Genomic DNA, 15,667 nt, shown 5'->3' with positions numbered 1-15,667 from the left:
TTCCAAACCGAAATCCGAAATCCGAAATCCGAAATGCCTGCCCTCCCCAAAATCGTCATCGTCGGCCGCCCCAACGTGGGCAAGTCCAGCCTGCTCAACCTGCTGGCGGGACGCCGCGTGTCGATCGTCGACCCCACCGCCGGGGTCACCCGCGACCGAATCTCCACCACCATCGCCCTGCCCCCGCCGCGTGAAGAGCCCAACGGCGAATTCCTCAAGGCCGAGCTCATCGACACCGGCGGCATGGGCATCGAAGACTCCATGCAGCTCACCGCCGAGGTCGAGCAGCAGATCGCCAACGGCCTGGCCGAGGCGGATATCGTCCTATTCGTCGTCGACGCCCAGACCGGAGTCGTCCCGCTCGACAACACCGTCGCCAAGGCTCTGCGCACCAGCGGCGCACAGTCCAAGCCCGTCCTGCTCGTGGCCAACAAGGTCGACGCGGAGAACCTCGAAGCCGCCGCCTACGAAACCGCGGCGCTCGGCTTCGGCGAACCCATCTTCGTCTCGGCCAAGACCAAGTACCACGTCCACCGCTTCACCGACCGCCTCCGCGAAGCACTCGAAGGCGTGGTCCCCGCCGAAGGCCAAGACGTTGACACCGACCCGGGCATCAAGCTCGCGCTGGTCGGCAAGCGCAACGCAGGCAAGTCCACGCTGATCAACGCGCTCGCGGGCAGCGAACGCGTCATCGTCTCCGAGAAGGCGGGCACCACCCGCGACAGCGTCGACGTCCGTATGGAACTCGACACCGGCGAAGGTAAAAAGATCTTCACCTGCATCGACACCGCCGGCGTCCGTAAGACCAAGTCCCTCGACGGCGACATCGAGTTCTACTCCCAGCACCGCTCGCTCCGCAGTGTGCGTCGGGCCGATGTCTGTCTGCTATTGATCGACGCCGCCGTGCCCGTCAGCCAGGTCGACCACCAGCTCGTGGGCGAGATCAACAAGCACCACCGCCCCACCGTCATCGTCGTGAACAAGTGGGACCTCGCCCAGGAAAACTACACCCAGGAAGAGTACGTCGAGTATCTCGACGACTCGCTCAAGGGCTTGCCGTTCGCCCCGATCATCTTCATCAGTGCCGCGCAAGAAGAGGGCATGCAGGAAGTCGTCGCGATGGCGCTCAACCTGCACGAGCAGGCCAGCCACCGGATGACCACCTCGGAGATCAACCAGTTCATCGAGCAGATCATGACCGAGCGTGGCCCCGCCGCGAGCAAGGGCGGCAAGCAGGCGAAGATCTACTACGCCACGCAGCTCGAAACGAATCCGCCGACGATCGCGCTGTTCGTGAACATCCCCGACTTGTTTGATCACAACTACCAGACGTTCTTGATGAACCGGATGCGGGACGAGCTGCCGTTCTCGGAAGTGCCGATCCGGCTGCTGATCCGCGGCAAGCCGAAGATGCACGCCGAGGACCGTATCGCATCGCGGGAATACGACAAGGAGAGGTAGAGCTTGAAGCGAGGCCGGGCGTTAGCGTGGAGCGTGGCGGTTGGGCTTGCGGGCCTGGCCGGTGCCGCCGTCGCTGATCCCGGGCCGACGTTTGTGTGGTGGGAGGCCGAGTCGCCGAACACCTCAACCTTTCCGGAGCAGACTTGGTTCTCCGCCAATGACGATCCGGGCTGGCAGTACCTCTCCGGCGGTGCTTGGCTCACCAGCACGGGGATCGCCACCGCCGACCCGCCCCAGGCCAGTTACGAACTCGACATCCCCGAGGCGGGCGAATACCAACTGTGGGTCCGCAAGTTCTGGCGGCACGGACCGATGCACTACCGCTTCGGCGAAGCGGCGTGGCAGACACTGGGACGTGACATCCCGTTAGTCGATCGGCAGCGGCTTCCTAAAGACGCTGAGGTCGACTGGGTGTACCTCGACACGGTCGAATTGTCCGCGGGGGAGACGACCTTTGAGATTCAACTCGCGCTGCAGCCCGGTGAAGACGCCGTGGCGGGGCTTGATTGTTTCGTGCTCAGCCGTGAGCCGTTCTTCCCGCGTGGCAAATTCAAGCCGGGCGAACGGGCGGCGGATGGCGTTGAGGTGCCCGATGGGTGGTTCGCGCTGGATGAACCACTCGACACCTTCCGCGACGACACCCTGCTCGACCTGCGCCACCTCAACGAACCCGAAGCGGGCACGCACGGCCCACTCCGAAAATCACCGGATGGCAACTCCATCCACCTCGGCGACGGCACCCCCGTCCGCTTCTGGGGCGTGAACCTCAGCGCCCAGGAAGCCGGCCAACCCGACCACATCGTCCAGCACACCACCCGACGCCTCGCCAAGCTCGGCGTCAACATGATCCGCCACCACAGCCCGCTCTGGATCGACAACGGCCTGACCTACGGCACCGCCACCAGCCCGGTCACACTCGACCCCGTCAAAGTTGAACGCCTCCACCACCTCGTCGCCGCCGCCAAAACCCAAGGGATCTACACCAACCTCAGCTGGTACTTCCCGCTGTGGATCAACGACGGCGGCCGCCTCGGCCTCGCGGGCTACGACACCCTCCCCGCCGACAAACGCAAGCCCTTCGCGGTGTTGTTCTTCAACGACAAGGCACAGCAGCACTACTTCGACGCGATGCGCGAGCTGCTCACAACACCCAACCCGCACACCGGGCTGCCGCTGGCAAACGATCCCGCACTCGGGCTGATCGAATTGTGCAACGAAGACAACCTGTTCTTCTGGACTTTCGATGAGAAGAACCTGCCCGCCGCGCAGTGGGAACTGCTCGAACGAAAATTCGCCGACCACCTCAAACAGAAGCACGGCTCACTCGAGGCCGCCCGCAAACCCTGGCGCAAAGCCAAGCACGACAACGACGACTGGGACGGCGGCCGTGTCGGCGTGTACGACGCTTGGCACATGACGCGTGAGGCGAAAGACAAGCTCTCCAACCACGAACTCAAACGGGTGGCCGAGCAGGTCGAGTTTCTCGCCGGGTTGCAGCGCGGGTTCTACGAAAAGGCGGTGCGCGTGCTGCGTGACGAGTTGGGTTACGAAGGCCTGATCAGCGCTTCAAACTGGTACGCCGCCGACCCGACGCTAATGGACGCGGTCGAACGCTGGACCTACACCGCGACCGACGTCATCGATCAACACGGCTACTTCAACCCCAAACACGAGGGCGACGCTGCGTCGTACTCGGTCCGCGTCGGCCAGACCTTCGACAGCCGCGCTGCGGTCCTACTGCCCCAGCGTCCGCCGCTGCGAACCAATCAGGTCGAAGGCCACCCGCAGATGATCTCGGAGATGGGCTGGACCACGCCGAACCACTACCGGGCCGACGCGACGCTGCTCACCGCCGCGGCCATGTCGCTTCAGGGGATCGACGCGGTCAACTTTTTCATCTGGAACGCCACCGGCGATTTCGACACGACGATGAATAAGTTCGCGCTCGCCACCCCGACGATGGCCGGCATGTTCCCCGCGATGGCGCTGATGGCCCGCCGCGGTGACCTGCCCGAAGCGGACATCGTGGTGCATGAAGCATTACGGACCGAAAACCTGTTCAACCTCGAAGGCACCGCCGCCGTGACCGATGCGGCGCTCGACGGCTTCCGCGCCGCCGACGTCCAGCCGGGCGCGAAGATGGCCGGCGACCTTGAAACGTTCGATCCTTTTTCCGCCTACGTCGGTCGGGTGTCACGGTCGTTCGATCAACCCGGCGATGCAGATCTCCAATTAAATCTAAACGGTTCGATCAATCGTCTATCCCAACAGATGCGCACACATAACGACAGTTTCCAATGGGATTGGAAGGCGGGAATAGTATCTATCGACTCCCCACATACCCAGGCCGCAGCAGGCTTCTTTGTAAATACCCCAGGCGTTTTTTTATCAAACTTATCTATACGATCAAATAACTATTTTGGTCAAATCACAGTAACTTCACTCGACGATAAGCCCATTGATCAATCACGCAAGATCCTGATCCAAGCCGTAACCGAAGAAAGCTTGTCAGGTTTTTTAGCAACGCGATCCGGCAAGATAAATTCATTAGGTGGCCAACCTTGGATACTGAAGAAGATCGAAGCTTCGATCGAATTTCATAACCCCAAGCATCTTTTCAAGCGAGTCATTGCACTTGATATAAACGGCTTACCAACCAATGACATCGTTACGTGGGAGGCCGAAAATAACAGCATAGTGGTCACCCTCCCACAGAACCGCCTCTACACGATCATCGAGCGCTGAGCCGATCGATCAGCCAACCGGCGAAGGCTTCCTTGGTCATCGCACTTCCGCCGTCGGGCTGTTCGCGTTGCCCATCGGCGTGCAACAGAATCGCGTTAACCGAGTCGCCCTCCATCGTCACCAATGGATTGGCGACGATCGCGTCCACGCCCTTGCGCTTCATCTTCGCGACGGCGCGGGCTTCGAGTTCGTGGGGTTCCTCTAACGCAAACGCGATGACCTGCTGATCGTCGCTCTTCGTCTTGGCGATGCCCGCGACGAGGTCGGGGGTGCCCTCGAGTTCGATCTTGAGGTGCTTCTTCCGCTCGGTCTTGCCTTCGGTGAAGTTCGCCACGCGGTAGTCGGCCACGGCCGCGGCCATGATGAGCTGATCACACGCTGGGAAGTGTTCTTCGAGCAGCGCCTGCAGTTCCGCGGTGGTTTGGAAACGCAACACGTTAACCCGGTCGCCCAGTGTCGTCGGCGCGAGCACAGGCCCGAGCAGCAGCGTCACGTCGTGCCCGGCCTTCGCCGCGGCGTCGGCGAGAGCAAAGCCCATACGACCGCTGGAGCGGTTGCTGATGAAGCGGACCTCGTCGATCGGTTCACGCGTCGGGCCGGCGGTGATGAGAACTTTCATCGGCGGGTCTCAGGCTTTCAACGGCTCGGGGCCAAGGGTGACGATGGTCATGTCGCCGGGCGGATTAGCCTTGAGGTAGGCGTTGAGCTGGTCGAGCGTCACCGCGTCGACTTCCGAGGCGGCGTACTCCAGCGAACGTGGCTGGCCGAACACGTAGACGTCCGAGGCGATCGATGCGCCGCGGGCGGTAGTGGACTCGCCCTGCATCACGAGGCTGGACTTCATACCGACGATCGCGCGTTCGAACTCGCTTTGGTTTACACCCTCCGACAACCGCCGCAACTCGCCGCTGAGCACATCCAACGTCTCCTGCGCTCGGGGCACGGTCGTGCCGGCGTAAGCGAGCACATCGCCACGGTCCTTCTGGCCGGCGTAGGTCGCGTAGACCGAATACACCAGGCCGCGCTTCTCGCGCACCTCGGTGAAGAGTCGGCCCGACATGCCGCCGGAGAGCACCGCCGTAGCCGCCTGCTGCAAGACGCGGTCTTCGTGGGTGTCGGGGATGGTGGGGTAAGCCAGAGCGATGTGCACCTGGGTCGAATCGGTGTGGACGTGGTGGACGCCGCCAGTGCCAGCGCCTTGTCCGTGAGCGGGGTGGGCCTCGCCGCCCCAGTCGCCGAGCAAGTCGTTGACCGTGGCGAGCAGTTCATCGGTGTCGAAGCTGCCGGCAAACCCGAGGATGGAGCCGCGTGCGACGAAATGCTCGAACCAGAACTTGCGCACGGTGTCGACGGTCATGTTTTCGAGGTGTTCGCGCACGCCCACCGGTGGCCGGCCGACCGGATCGGGGTAATGTTGCGACCGCAGCTCAAGCATCGCCCGGCGTTGTGGCTCGTCCGCCAGGCTGTCGATCGCCTGGATCGAGAGGTCCACGCTCGGGGCCAGGGCTTCCTCGGCCAGCGTGGGCGTGCGGGCCATGTCGAAGAGCAGGGGCAGGGCCTCTTTCATCTTCGAGCCGATCATGGTCGCGCCGATGCGGAAGAAGCGGGTCTGGGCGTCGGTCGAGCGTTGCACGCCGAGGGTGTCGAGCGCGTCGCTGTGCTGGCGGGCGGTTTTGCCTCCCGCGCCGCGGCAGATCATCTCGCTGAGCAGCGGCGCGACGCCCTGCTGATCGACGGGCTGGCTGGCCAATCCGGCGGGGGTCAGCAACGTCATCGCCAGCGAGGAAGCGCCGGGGATCGGCTCGGCCACGACGGTCAGGCCGTTGGGCAACACGGTTTGAACAATCTCGGGCATGGCCGGGATTGTAGCGACACGGACCCGCCGGGGACGGGCTGGACGGGTTCAGGCGATGTCGGTTGGGTTCAGCCGGGCGTCTGATCTTTCATCCGGCTGCGGCCGCGAACGCGGGCCGGCTCTTCCTCGATGGTCGGCTCGGCGGCTTGTTGCTCGCCGTGCTTCGGGGATGGGCTGTCGGACATGAACAGCGAGGTCCGGCTGCCGCGGCTCGAGACCGTCGGGGCGACTTTCTCGGGGGCCGTGGGCTCACGCGAGGCGAGCGTCGCGCTGGGCGTGTTGCCCGGCGTGTACGCCAGCGGGGTGCGGGCGGGATTGGTGTCGCGTTCGAGCTGGGTGACCTCAACGCCGTTGAGTTCGTTGTAGAGGGCCAGGGCCTCGTCCTCGCCGAGTTGCGCCGGCACACGGGCGCGGAACAGCCCGACGTTGGGATTGTACCAGAACTGGGCCTGGTCACTGCGGACCGCGACGGGATCCGGCGGGTGAGACGATTGGTCGCCGGGCGGGGCGACATCGATCCACGGCCGGGGGTGGGTGATCACGCGGTGCGAGGATTCCGACGCCACGCCGGGCAGGAGGGTGTTGGCGGGCAACGAGTCGCCGAACCACTCGGGCATCATCGCCACGGGCCACAGCGTCCGGGTGGTTTCGAGGCTGTTGTCCAGGGCTCCGTAGTACGATGCGCGGTCGTAGAGCCGCTCCAGCGCGTGTTGCACATCGGCCACGCTCGCGGCTTTGTCCTCGGGCGACGGGCGCGACTGCACCACAAACACCACGACCGCCACGACGATCAGGACTACGAAAATATCGACCACTCTTCGCATAAGACGCGTCTGAGCCTTGACCAACAAACCGTCTCAGGGCCGCCCTCACTGGGCCAGAACGCCGACAGAGACTATCGGTGCTATCGGAAGTTCACGGTTCACGATCCTGCGCCCGCTGGGCAAATGCGCGGGACATCCCTCCCCGGGCCCTCACAACCGGCGGGGTTTGCCCAGCCGTCACACCCCGGCCCCGACCCGCGCAGCGTTATACTCTGCTCGATCCCCCCGGACATGGCCCACGCGCCACCCTCCAACCCGCGAGAACCCCCGTGCACAAGTACATCATCATGGGCCCCCAGGGCTCGGGCAAAGGCACCCAAGCCAAGCTGCTCAAGAAAAAGCTCAACCTCTCGCACTTCAGCGTCGGCGACATCTTCCGTTGGCACGTGCAGAGCCACACCAAGCTCGCCGCGCGGATCAAACGGCTGATCGACGCGGGCCAACTCGTCCCCGATGAGATCGTCGAAGAGATCATCCGACGCCGGCTGTCCGAGCACGACTGGAACTACGGCTTCATCCTCGACGGCTTCCCCCGCAACGTCGAACAGGCCCAGTTCTTCCTCGAGAGCTACGACGTCGACGCGGTGATCTACATCGACGTGCCCAAACGCGTCACCATCGAACGCGCCCTCGCCCGCCGGATCTGCTCGAACTGCAAGCTGGACTACAACCTCATCTTCCACCGCCCCGAAGTCGAAGACACCTGCGACGTCTGCGGCGGCCGACTCGTCGCCCGGGCGGACGACAACGAAGAAGCCCTGAACAAACGCTTGGGCGACTTCACCAGCAAAACCCTCCCGACGCTCGAATTGTTCGACAAAAAAGAGCTGGTTTTGCGCATCGACGGCACCCAAGACCGCGACACGGTGTTCGCTGAGATCTGCGAGAAACTCGAGCTTGAGCAGCCTACCTCACTTGAGTCTTAAACTAACCAACCAACAAGCCCCCGCGGTTTAATCACACGCGGGGGCTTCTTATGTTGGACCTATCGGCTTTCGCGCTTTTACACCAGCAGCGACGCGGGGTTTTCGAGGTAGCGTTTCAGGGTCGCGAGGTACTCGGCGCCGACGGCACCGTCGATGGTGCGGTGGTCGCCGGAGAGGGTGACGTTCATCTCGGTGCCGACGACGATCTCGCCATTGCGGACGACGGGCTTCTGGATCGCGGCGCCCACGGCGATAATCGCGGCGTTGGGCGGGTTCACGATGGCGGTGAATTGGGTAACGCCGTACTGCGGCATGCCGAGGTTGGAGATGGTGATGGTCGAGTCGCTCATCTCCTGGACGGTCAGGCCCTTTTCGCTGCGGGCGTTCTTGGCGAGCTGCTTCACGTCGGCACTGATCTGACGCAGGCCCTTGGCGTGGGTGTCGCGGATGGTGGCGACCAGCAGGCCGCCGCCCTTTTCTTCGGGCAGGCTGATGGCGACGCCGACGTTGACGCTGCCGTGCTGGATGATGCTGTCGCCGTTCCACGAGCTGTTGACCGCGGGGTGTTCGACGCAGGCCAGGGCCACGGCCCGGGTGACGAAGTCGTTGATGGACAGCTTGATGCCCTGCGACTCGAGCTGGCCGTTGATGGTCTTTCGGAGCTCCATCAGCGGGTCCATGTTCACGGCCACGCTGACCTGGAAGTGCGGCACGGTGGTCTTGGACTCGACCAGACGCTTGGCGATGGTCTTGCGCATCCCCGTCAGGGAGATGGTCTTGGCTTCGAGGCCCATGGGGGCGACGGGCGCGGCCGGTGCGGGGGCGGGCGTCGAAGGCGCGGCGGCCGGTGCGGCACCACCGCCCTGAGCCGCGGCGAGGACGTCACGCTTGATGATGCGGCCGTCGGGGCCGGTGCCGGTGACGGTGGCGAGGTCGACGCCGTACTCCTCGGCGAGCTTGCGGGCCAAGGGCGAGACGCGGATCTTGCCGCCACTCGGTGCGGCGGCGACCGGAGCCGCGGGAGCGGGTTCAGACGCTGCTTCTTCTTTGGGGGCTTCGGGTGCGGGGGCGCTGCCGTTGGACGAGGCGTCGCCGGCGTTGCTCACGGCGTCCTCGGCCGACTCGCCGTCTTCCGCGAGCACGAGGATGCGGGCACCCACGGGCACGGTGTCGCCTTCGCCGACCGAGACCTGGGCGACGGTGCCGTCGTCGAACGCCTGGAGTTCCATGGTGGCCTTGTCGGTTTCGACGTCGGCCAGGTGATCACCCGAAGCGACCTTGTCGCCCTCAGCGACCCGCCATTTGATCAGCGTGCCTTCTTCCATGGTGTCGGACAGGCGGGGCATGGTGATTTCGATGGGCATGGCGGGTCTCCGTTGCGAGGTGAGGGGTAGCGCACCGTGCCCCGGGAGCGGGGTTGCGAGCGTTGACAGGCGTCGCGGTGCGGCCCTGCATGGTATCGCAGTCGCGGGGGCTTGTCTCAGCGGGACCACATAAACCCGGAGGAACGGCTGTTTCGTAGATCATGCACGCTTGCCTGACGCCGAACACAGAGAACCGCGTCAGGCAAGCATGCCTGACCTACTGAACAGCGCATGAAAAAACCCCCGGCTCAAAATAACGCCGGGGGCTTCGGGTCAGGGGCAGGTTGTCCGCGAGTCGAACTCGCTTGGGATCAGGCGTCTTCGTCGCGGCGTTGGCGACGGCCGGCGATCAGGCCGAGCATCGCGATGCCGCCGAGGACGGCCGAGGGGGTCGGGACGGCCGAGGGCTTACCGCCGTTGTCGCCGCCGCCACCCATGTCGCCGGGCCAGTTGTTGTCGCCGACACGCTCGTTGTCGCCGTTGTCTTGGGGCTCGGTTTCCTTCACCAGAACGATGGGGTCGTTGGTGGAGGCGGGCGGGGTGGTGTATTGGCTCTGAAGCTGCATCTTCTTCCAGTAGGGCATCTGGGTGCCCGCTTCGGCTTGGCCGACGGTGAAGAGGATGGCGGCCAGCACCGCGGTCGCGGCGAGAAGTTTGGTGAGGTTGGTGGAGGCGATGTTCGTCATGTTGGAGACCTTTCCTGATGCGACTGGCCTGGCCGAGAATCCTTGGTGGTCTGCGGCAGGTGCGGAATGTCGAACGGAACCTGGGCCGGCCGTGGCCCGTGTGCCCCTGACTCCGGGGTGCGTTTCGTTCAAGGGAAGTGAGCCACAAATCCACCGCGAGGCAAGCCATCCGCAAATTTTTCAGGGTTCACCCGACACCGAGCCAGTTAGGGGCTACCCCAACTGCTAAAAACCACCCAGATTCACATCACCGCGTTACCCAGGTTCACATGCGCATAAAAAAACCCCGCCAAAAGCGGGGTCTGGGAAAGCGGGATTGGGCTGAAATCAGGCGTTGTAGGTCGTCTGACGGACCGCCTCGGCGATCTTGCGGGCGTTGGGCAGCATCTCCTGCTCCATCGCCCGGTTGTACGGGGCCGGCACGTCGTCGTTGAACACGCGGGCCACGGTGTTGTCCAGGTCGTCGAAGCAGGTCTCGTAGACCTGAGCGGCGACTTCGCTGCCGACCGACGCGAACGGCCAGCTCTGATCGACCACGACGCAGTAGTTGGTCTTGCGGACCGACTTGGCCACCGTGTCGATGTCCAGCGGGCGGTAGGTGCGGAGATTGATCACCTCGAGGTCGATGCCTTCCTTCTCGAGGGCCTCGGCGGCCTCCAGCGCGAAGTGGACCGGGCGGCCAGCGGACACGACGGTGCAGTCGGCGCCTTCTTTCATCACCTCGGCTTGGCCGAGCGGGATGACGAAGTTGTCGTCGTTTTCTGGGGGGGCCCAGAGGCCGCCGTGGAGGTAGCGGGAGAAGTCCTTGTCGCCGCGGGCACCCATGCCGAGCATCCGCTCGGATTCGAGGTTGAAGAACGGGTCTTCGTCCTGGATGCCGGCCTTCAAGAGGCCCTTGGCGTCACGCGGGGTGGCGGGCACGGCAAGCTTGAGGCCGGGCACGCTGGAGAACATCGATTCGACCGACCAGGAGTGGGTCGAGCCGAGCTGTCCGCCCGCGCCGTTGTTGCCGCGGAAGACGATCGGGCAGCCGAACTGGCCGCCGGACATGTACAGCATTTTCGGAGCGTTGTTGATGATCTGGTCGGCACTGACGAGGCAGAACGACCAGGACATGAACTCGATGATCGGGCGGAGGCCGTACATCGCCGCACCGATGCCCAAGCCCGCGAAGCCGGTCTCGGAGATGGGCGAGTCCACGATCCGGCGGGGGCCGAACTCGTCGAGCATGCCTTCGGAGACTTTGTAGGCCCCGTTGTACTCGGCGACCTCTTCGCCCATCAGGAAGATGCGGTCGTCCAGACGCATCTCTTCCTGCATCGCTTCACGCAGGGCTTCGCGGTATTGAATCTTTCGGTCGGCTGCAACCATGGGGTTCTTCTCTTCTTTTCCTACAGGCAGCCGGTCGGCTGCGGTTTCGTTTCAATTCAACTCATCGCGGCGATTACGAAAAATAGAACGAGGGCGATGACCGGGGCGGCGACACCCATCAGGCCGAATACGACCAGGGCAACGATCCATGTTTTGTCGTCTTGGTCAGCGGCCATCTGCCATCATCCAAACGATTCAATAAAAGTCTTGATGATTGAGTAGTACAGGACGCTATACCAAATCAAAACTGCCAAAATCCCTAGCAAAACCAGCCCAAGAGCAAACAAAAAGAATCTCAAACGAGAATTTATTCGGTTACCAGGCTTCTCTTTACTCATCGGAAGTCAGGGTGAGCTTCGCCCTTCTTGTACGGCCCAAACACGTTCACGTACACATCCGTGTACAGCTCTTCGATCGGCATGTCCGGCGATTCCTCGGCGAACTTGATCGCGTCTTTGCTCGCTTGCTGGGCGGCCTTATCGAGCGCGGTGATTTCTTCCTGCGTGGCCTTGTCGTGCTCGATCATCCAGTTGACCAGGCGGTTGATGCAGTCGACTTCCTTGAAGTCCGCGACCTCGTCTTTGGTGCGGTATTTCTGCGGGTCGGACATCGAGTGGCCTTGGTAGCGGTACGTCTTGACGTTGACGTAGGCGGGGCCGGGCGTGCGGCCGTCGCGGTCGTAGGTCGGGATCGATTCGCGTTTACCGGTCTCTTCGTTGTAGTTGATCGGCCGGGCGTTGCGGGCGCCGTCGACGGCGGCCTTGAACGTGCGGTAGGTGTCGAGGACGTCTTGGCCGTCGCACTCGAAGTAACGCAGGCCGTAGGCCTCGGCCCGGGACTTCTGATCGTGGGCCATGGCGGTGCCGCGGGCGATGTCGGTGCCCATGGAGTAGCCGTTGTTTTCGAGGACGAAGATCAGCGGCAGGTTGTAGATCGACGCGAGGTTCATCGCCTCGTGGGTCGCGCCCTGGTTCAGGGCCCCGTCACCCATGTAGCAGAGGGCGACCTTGGATTCGGCGTTGTATTGGATCGCCCAGCCGAGGCCGGCACCGAGGGGGTTCTGGCCGCCGACGATGGCGTGGCCGCCGTACATGGCGTTGGGCTTGTCGAACATGTGCATCGAGCCGCCCTTGCCCTTGGCACAGCCGGTGACCTTGCCGTACATCTCCGCCATGCAGGCGTTGGGGTGCATGCCGCGGGCCAGGGCGTGGCCGTGGTCGCGGTAGGCGGTGACGATGGGGTCGTCGTTGTTGGTGGCGCCGATCGAGCCGACGGCGGTGGCTTCCTGACCGATGTAGATGTGGCAGAAGCCGCCGATCTTGGCCTGCTGGTAGGCCTGCATGGTGCGCTCTTCGAAGCGGCGGATGAGCATCATGTCGCTGAGCATCTTCAGGAGCTGCTCATTGGACAGGTCGGCGACGGGGTCTTGGGATGAAGTCACGGAGGCTCCGTTGGAGGTAGGGGCGTTGCCCGAGGCTTTTTCGGCCGAGGCTTGGTCCTTCGTGGCGGTGCTCATGGGGGTCCCTTCGGGGCCGGGGTTTACCGGCGGGGTTGTCCGGGGGCGGTTCCGGTGTGGGGCCGATCTAATGACCGCCCAGTGATCGCCCCGGCACGGGTCCGGGGGAGGCCAATCGGTGAAGAGGCGTGACTGGCCCGCTACGGGGGCCTTCGTCTTGCCGCAATCACCAGTTTAGGGGGCACATCGCAGGGCGACAAGTGATTCCCCCGGCGGGCCCGGATAACCCGATTTCTCCTCACTAAACCGCCACAATCTACGCCCCTGCCAGCGCTTTCGATTAAACTCTCGGCTCCGCCTCGGGCCACACGGACCGCGTCGGGCAAGCCGAGACGCAACCCCATCGGCCACCCTTTGTTCACCCCGCCTCGACGATCTGGAGAGCCCCGCTTGACCCCCATCCCGCGATCCCAGCACGCCCGATCGCCACGCGGGCGGTGCGCCAATGCGGCGACCTGCGGGAGAGAGAGGCAAGATCGCCCAGGCCGCGTCCTCCGATCGCCGGGGGCACCCCTCAAACTCCGGCTCACCGCCCTGCTTGGCCTATGCGTCACGCTGATGGTGCTGGTCGCTTCCCCCGCATTCGCGCAGGGCCTGGAATTCGACGGCCGGCCCATCCGCAGCATCACGCTGGATGGTCTGGAGCAGATCGAGTCACGCTTCGTCGAGAACCAGCTCCGCTCGCAGGTGGGCCAGCCCTACAACAAGTTCACGGTCGAGCAGGACGTGGTGCGCATCACCAACCTGGGCTTCTTCAGCCTCGTGACCGCTCGGGCCGAGTCCCTGGACGACGGCGGCATCAACCTGATCTTCGACCTCGACGAGCTGCCCATCCTCACCAGCGTCGAAATCCGCGGCGCGCGAGCGCTGGCAGTCACCGAACTGCTCCCGCTGGTCCAGCTCCGTGCGGGGGACGCGATCGACCCGTTCATCATCGACCGGGCCAAGCGTGCGATCCTCGCGGCGTATGAGACGGAAGGCTACTTCGTCACCGACGTGTCGATCGACCAGGACGCGTTGGACAACGACCGCCGGCTGATCTTCATCGTGCGTGAAGGCCCACGCATCCGCATCCGGCAGATCCGGTTCGAGGGCAACCAGATCCTCAGCAACGACGAGCTGCGCAAGCAGATCAGCGCCAGCACCTGGTTCCCCGTGTTCGGCGAGAAGCACGTGGTCAACCGCGAAGAGCTCAAGCTCGACGCCGCCCGCCTCCGTGATTACTACCAACAGCGCGGCTACCTCGAGGCCGAGGTCGACCGGCAGATCACCGTGAGCGACAACCAGCGCGACGCGATCGTGACGTTCCTCGTGACCGAAGGCCCCCGCTGGACCGTCGGCGAGGTCCGCGTCGAGGGGCACCGCGGGCAACCGCTCCTGTTCTCCGCCGAGCAGATCGTCCGGCACATGGAGCTGCAGCCCGGCGAGATCTACTCCAGCCAGCAGCTCGAACGCTCGGCCACGAACATCACCAACCTCTACGGCAAGCTCGGCTACCTCAACACCCGCCTGGTCCGCCGCAACACCAACGACGCCCGCGCCTCGGGCATCGACCGCCAATTCAACCCCGAAACCAACACCGTCGACCTGCTGGTCACCATCGACGAGGGCACGCCCAGCACCGTGGGCAAGGTCACCGTGCGGGGCAACACCCTGACCCGCACCAAGGTGATCCTCCGCGAGCTCCGCGGCATCACACCCGGCCGGCCCTTCGACCGCCAAGGCCTCAACGACACCCGACGCCGATTGAATGAAACCCCGCTGTTCAGCAACGCCGTGGTCACCGTGCTGGGCGACCCCACCGACGACCAACGCGACGTCCTGGTCGAAGTCAACGAACGCAACACCGGCTCGATCTCCTTCGGCGCCACCATCAGCTCCGACGACGGCCTGCTGGGCGCGATCGACATCACCCAACGCAACTTCGACATCACCGACGTGCCCGAGTCGCTCGACGACTTCCTGGCCAACCGCGCCTTCCGCGGCGGCGGCCAGACGTTCAACCTCACGCTCCAGCCCGGCAGCGACAACAGCCGGTACTCCATCGGCCTCAGCGACCCGTTCTTCTACGACACCAACTACTTCTTCGACACCGAGGCCTTCTTCTCCGACAGCGACCGCGACCGCGACTTCGACGAGCGACGCAGCGGCGGCCGGATCGGCCTGGGCAAACGCTTCGGCGACATCTGGTCCGCCTCCGTCCGCCTCCGGGCCGAGAACGTCCGCATCACCGACATCGAAGACGAAGGCGCTCTGGATGTGTTCGCGGTCGAGGGCACCAACCTCGTCACCGGCGCCAGCCTCCGCATCCGCCGCAGCACCACCGACAGCGCCCTGACCCCCTCGGTCGGCAGCCGCACCACGCTGACCGTGGAACAAGTCGGTGCCCTGGGGGGCGACTTCAACTTCACCAAGGCCAACGTGTCCTACGACAAGTTCTGGACCGTCGCCCAGGACTTTCTGGACCGCAAGAGCGTGCTGCGGTTCCGCATCGACGGCGGGTACATCTTCGACGAAGGCGAAGCCCCGCTGTTCGAACGTTTCTACGCCGGCGGCCACTCGACCTTCCGCGGCTTCGAGAACCGGGGCATGGGCCCACGCGGCATCCGGGCCGACACCCTGACCCTCGGCGAAGACGCGGTCGGCGGCGAGTTCCTCCTGCTCACCGGACTGCAGTACGAATTCCCCATCGCCGACCAATACCTCCGCGGCGTGGTCTTCACCGACCAGGGCACCCTGACCTCGGACAACGACATCAACCTCGACCAGTGGCGGGTCAGCGTCGGCGCGGGCATCCGCCTCAACGTCGCCTTCCTCAGCCAGGCCCCGTTCGCCATCGACTTCGCCATCCCGCTCGTGTCCGAAGACTTCGACGAAGAACGCAGCGTCAGCTTCGCGATCGATATCCCGTTCCAGTAA

General features: G+C 64.2%; 11 protein-coding genes. 4 read left to right on the top strand and 7 right to left on the bottom strand.

The features are described from left to right. Positions 1–33: 33 nt before the first annotated feature. Together der and HNQ40_RS09085 are read left to right on the top strand one after the other, a co-directional pair. A complete protein-coding gene (der, locus tag HNQ40_RS09090) occupies positions 34–1,461 on the top strand; it encodes a ribosome biogenesis GTPase Der (protein ID WP_221435450.1) in 1,428 nt (475 codons plus the stop codon). Between the two features lie 33 nt (positions 1,462–1,494). Continuing rightward, positions 1,495–4,206, top strand: a complete 2,712-nt coding sequence (locus tag HNQ40_RS09085) for a hypothetical protein (RefSeq protein WP_221435449.1) — start codon at positions 1,495–1,497, stop codon at positions 4,204–4,206. On the opposite strand, the gene HNQ40_RS09080 is transcribed toward HNQ40_RS09085, so the two are convergent. From HNQ40_RS09080 to HNQ40_RS09070, 3 genes are all read right to left on the bottom strand, one after another. Next, positions 4,193–4,825: a phosphopantothenoylcysteine decarboxylase domain-containing protein gene (locus HNQ40_RS09080; RefSeq protein WP_184677526.1), complete on the bottom strand. Its 633-nt coding sequence runs from the start codon at positions 4,823–4,825 to the stop codon at positions 4,193–4,195. The genes HNQ40_RS09085 and HNQ40_RS09080 overlap by 14 nt on opposite strands. 9 nt (positions 4,826–4,834) lie before the next feature. Further along, positions 4,835–6,061 carry a M16 family metallopeptidase gene (locus HNQ40_RS09075; protein ID WP_184677525.1) on the bottom strand — a complete coding sequence of 409 codons (1,227 nt, stop codon included), beginning with the start codon at positions 6,059–6,061 and terminating at the stop codon, positions 4,835–4,837. A 68-nt stretch (positions 6,062–6,129) separates the two neighbouring features. Beyond that, entirely contained in the window at positions 6,130–6,885 is a 756-nt protein-coding gene (locus tag HNQ40_RS09070; RefSeq protein WP_184677524.1) for a hypothetical protein, read from the bottom strand. Positions 6,886–7,154: 269 nt separating this feature from the next. Here HNQ40_RS09070 and HNQ40_RS09065 point away from each other — a divergent pair, with 269 nt between their 5' ends. Further along, on the top strand, positions 7,155–7,811 hold the full coding sequence (locus HNQ40_RS09065) for an adenylate kinase family protein (RefSeq protein ID WP_184677523.1): 657 nt from the start codon (positions 7,155–7,157) through the stop codon (positions 7,809–7,811). A 77-nt stretch (positions 7,812–7,888) separates the two neighbouring features. Here the strand turns inward: HNQ40_RS09065 and HNQ40_RS09060 are convergent, their stop codons facing one another. The 4 genes from HNQ40_RS09060 to HNQ40_RS09045 all read right to left on the bottom strand — a co-directional run bounded on the left by HNQ40_RS09060 (position 7,889) and on the right by HNQ40_RS09045 (position 12,748). Next, on the bottom strand, positions 7,889–9,175 hold the full coding sequence (locus HNQ40_RS09060) for a dihydrolipoamide acetyltransferase family protein (RefSeq protein WP_184677522.1): 1,287 nt from the start codon (positions 9,173–9,175) through the stop codon (positions 7,889–7,891). A 311-nt stretch (positions 9,176–9,486) separates the two neighbouring features. Continuing rightward, a complete protein-coding gene (locus HNQ40_RS09055; RefSeq protein WP_184677521.1) occupies positions 9,487–9,861 on the bottom strand; it encodes a hypothetical protein in 375 nt (124 codons plus the stop codon). Positions 9,862–10,188: 327 nt separating this feature from the next. Next, positions 10,189–11,232, bottom strand: coding sequence for an alpha-ketoacid dehydrogenase subunit beta (locus HNQ40_RS09050; protein WP_184677520.1), 1,044 nt, complete (start codon positions 11,230–11,232; stop codon positions 10,189–10,191). Between the two features lie 334 nt (positions 11,233–11,566). Next, the gene (locus tag HNQ40_RS09045; RefSeq protein ID WP_221435448.1) at positions 11,567–12,748 is read right to left on the bottom strand and encodes a thiamine pyrophosphate-dependent enzyme; all 1,182 of its coding nucleotides are present in this window, start codon (positions 12,746–12,748) and stop codon (positions 11,567–11,569) included. 558 nt (positions 12,749–13,306) lie between these two features. Between HNQ40_RS09045 and HNQ40_RS09040 the strand changes: the two genes are divergently transcribed. Further along, positions 13,307–15,667, top strand: a complete 2,361-nt coding sequence (locus HNQ40_RS09040; protein ID WP_221435447.1) for a BamA/OMP85 family outer membrane protein — start codon at positions 13,307–13,309, stop codon at positions 15,665–15,667.

Source organism: Algisphaera agarilytica (assembly GCF_014207595.1).
In the GTDB taxonomy this organism is placed as follows: Bacteria; Planctomycetota; Phycisphaerae; order Phycisphaerales; family Phycisphaeraceae; genus Algisphaera; species Algisphaera agarilytica.
This window is presented reverse-complemented; position numbering and strand designations above follow the sequence as displayed.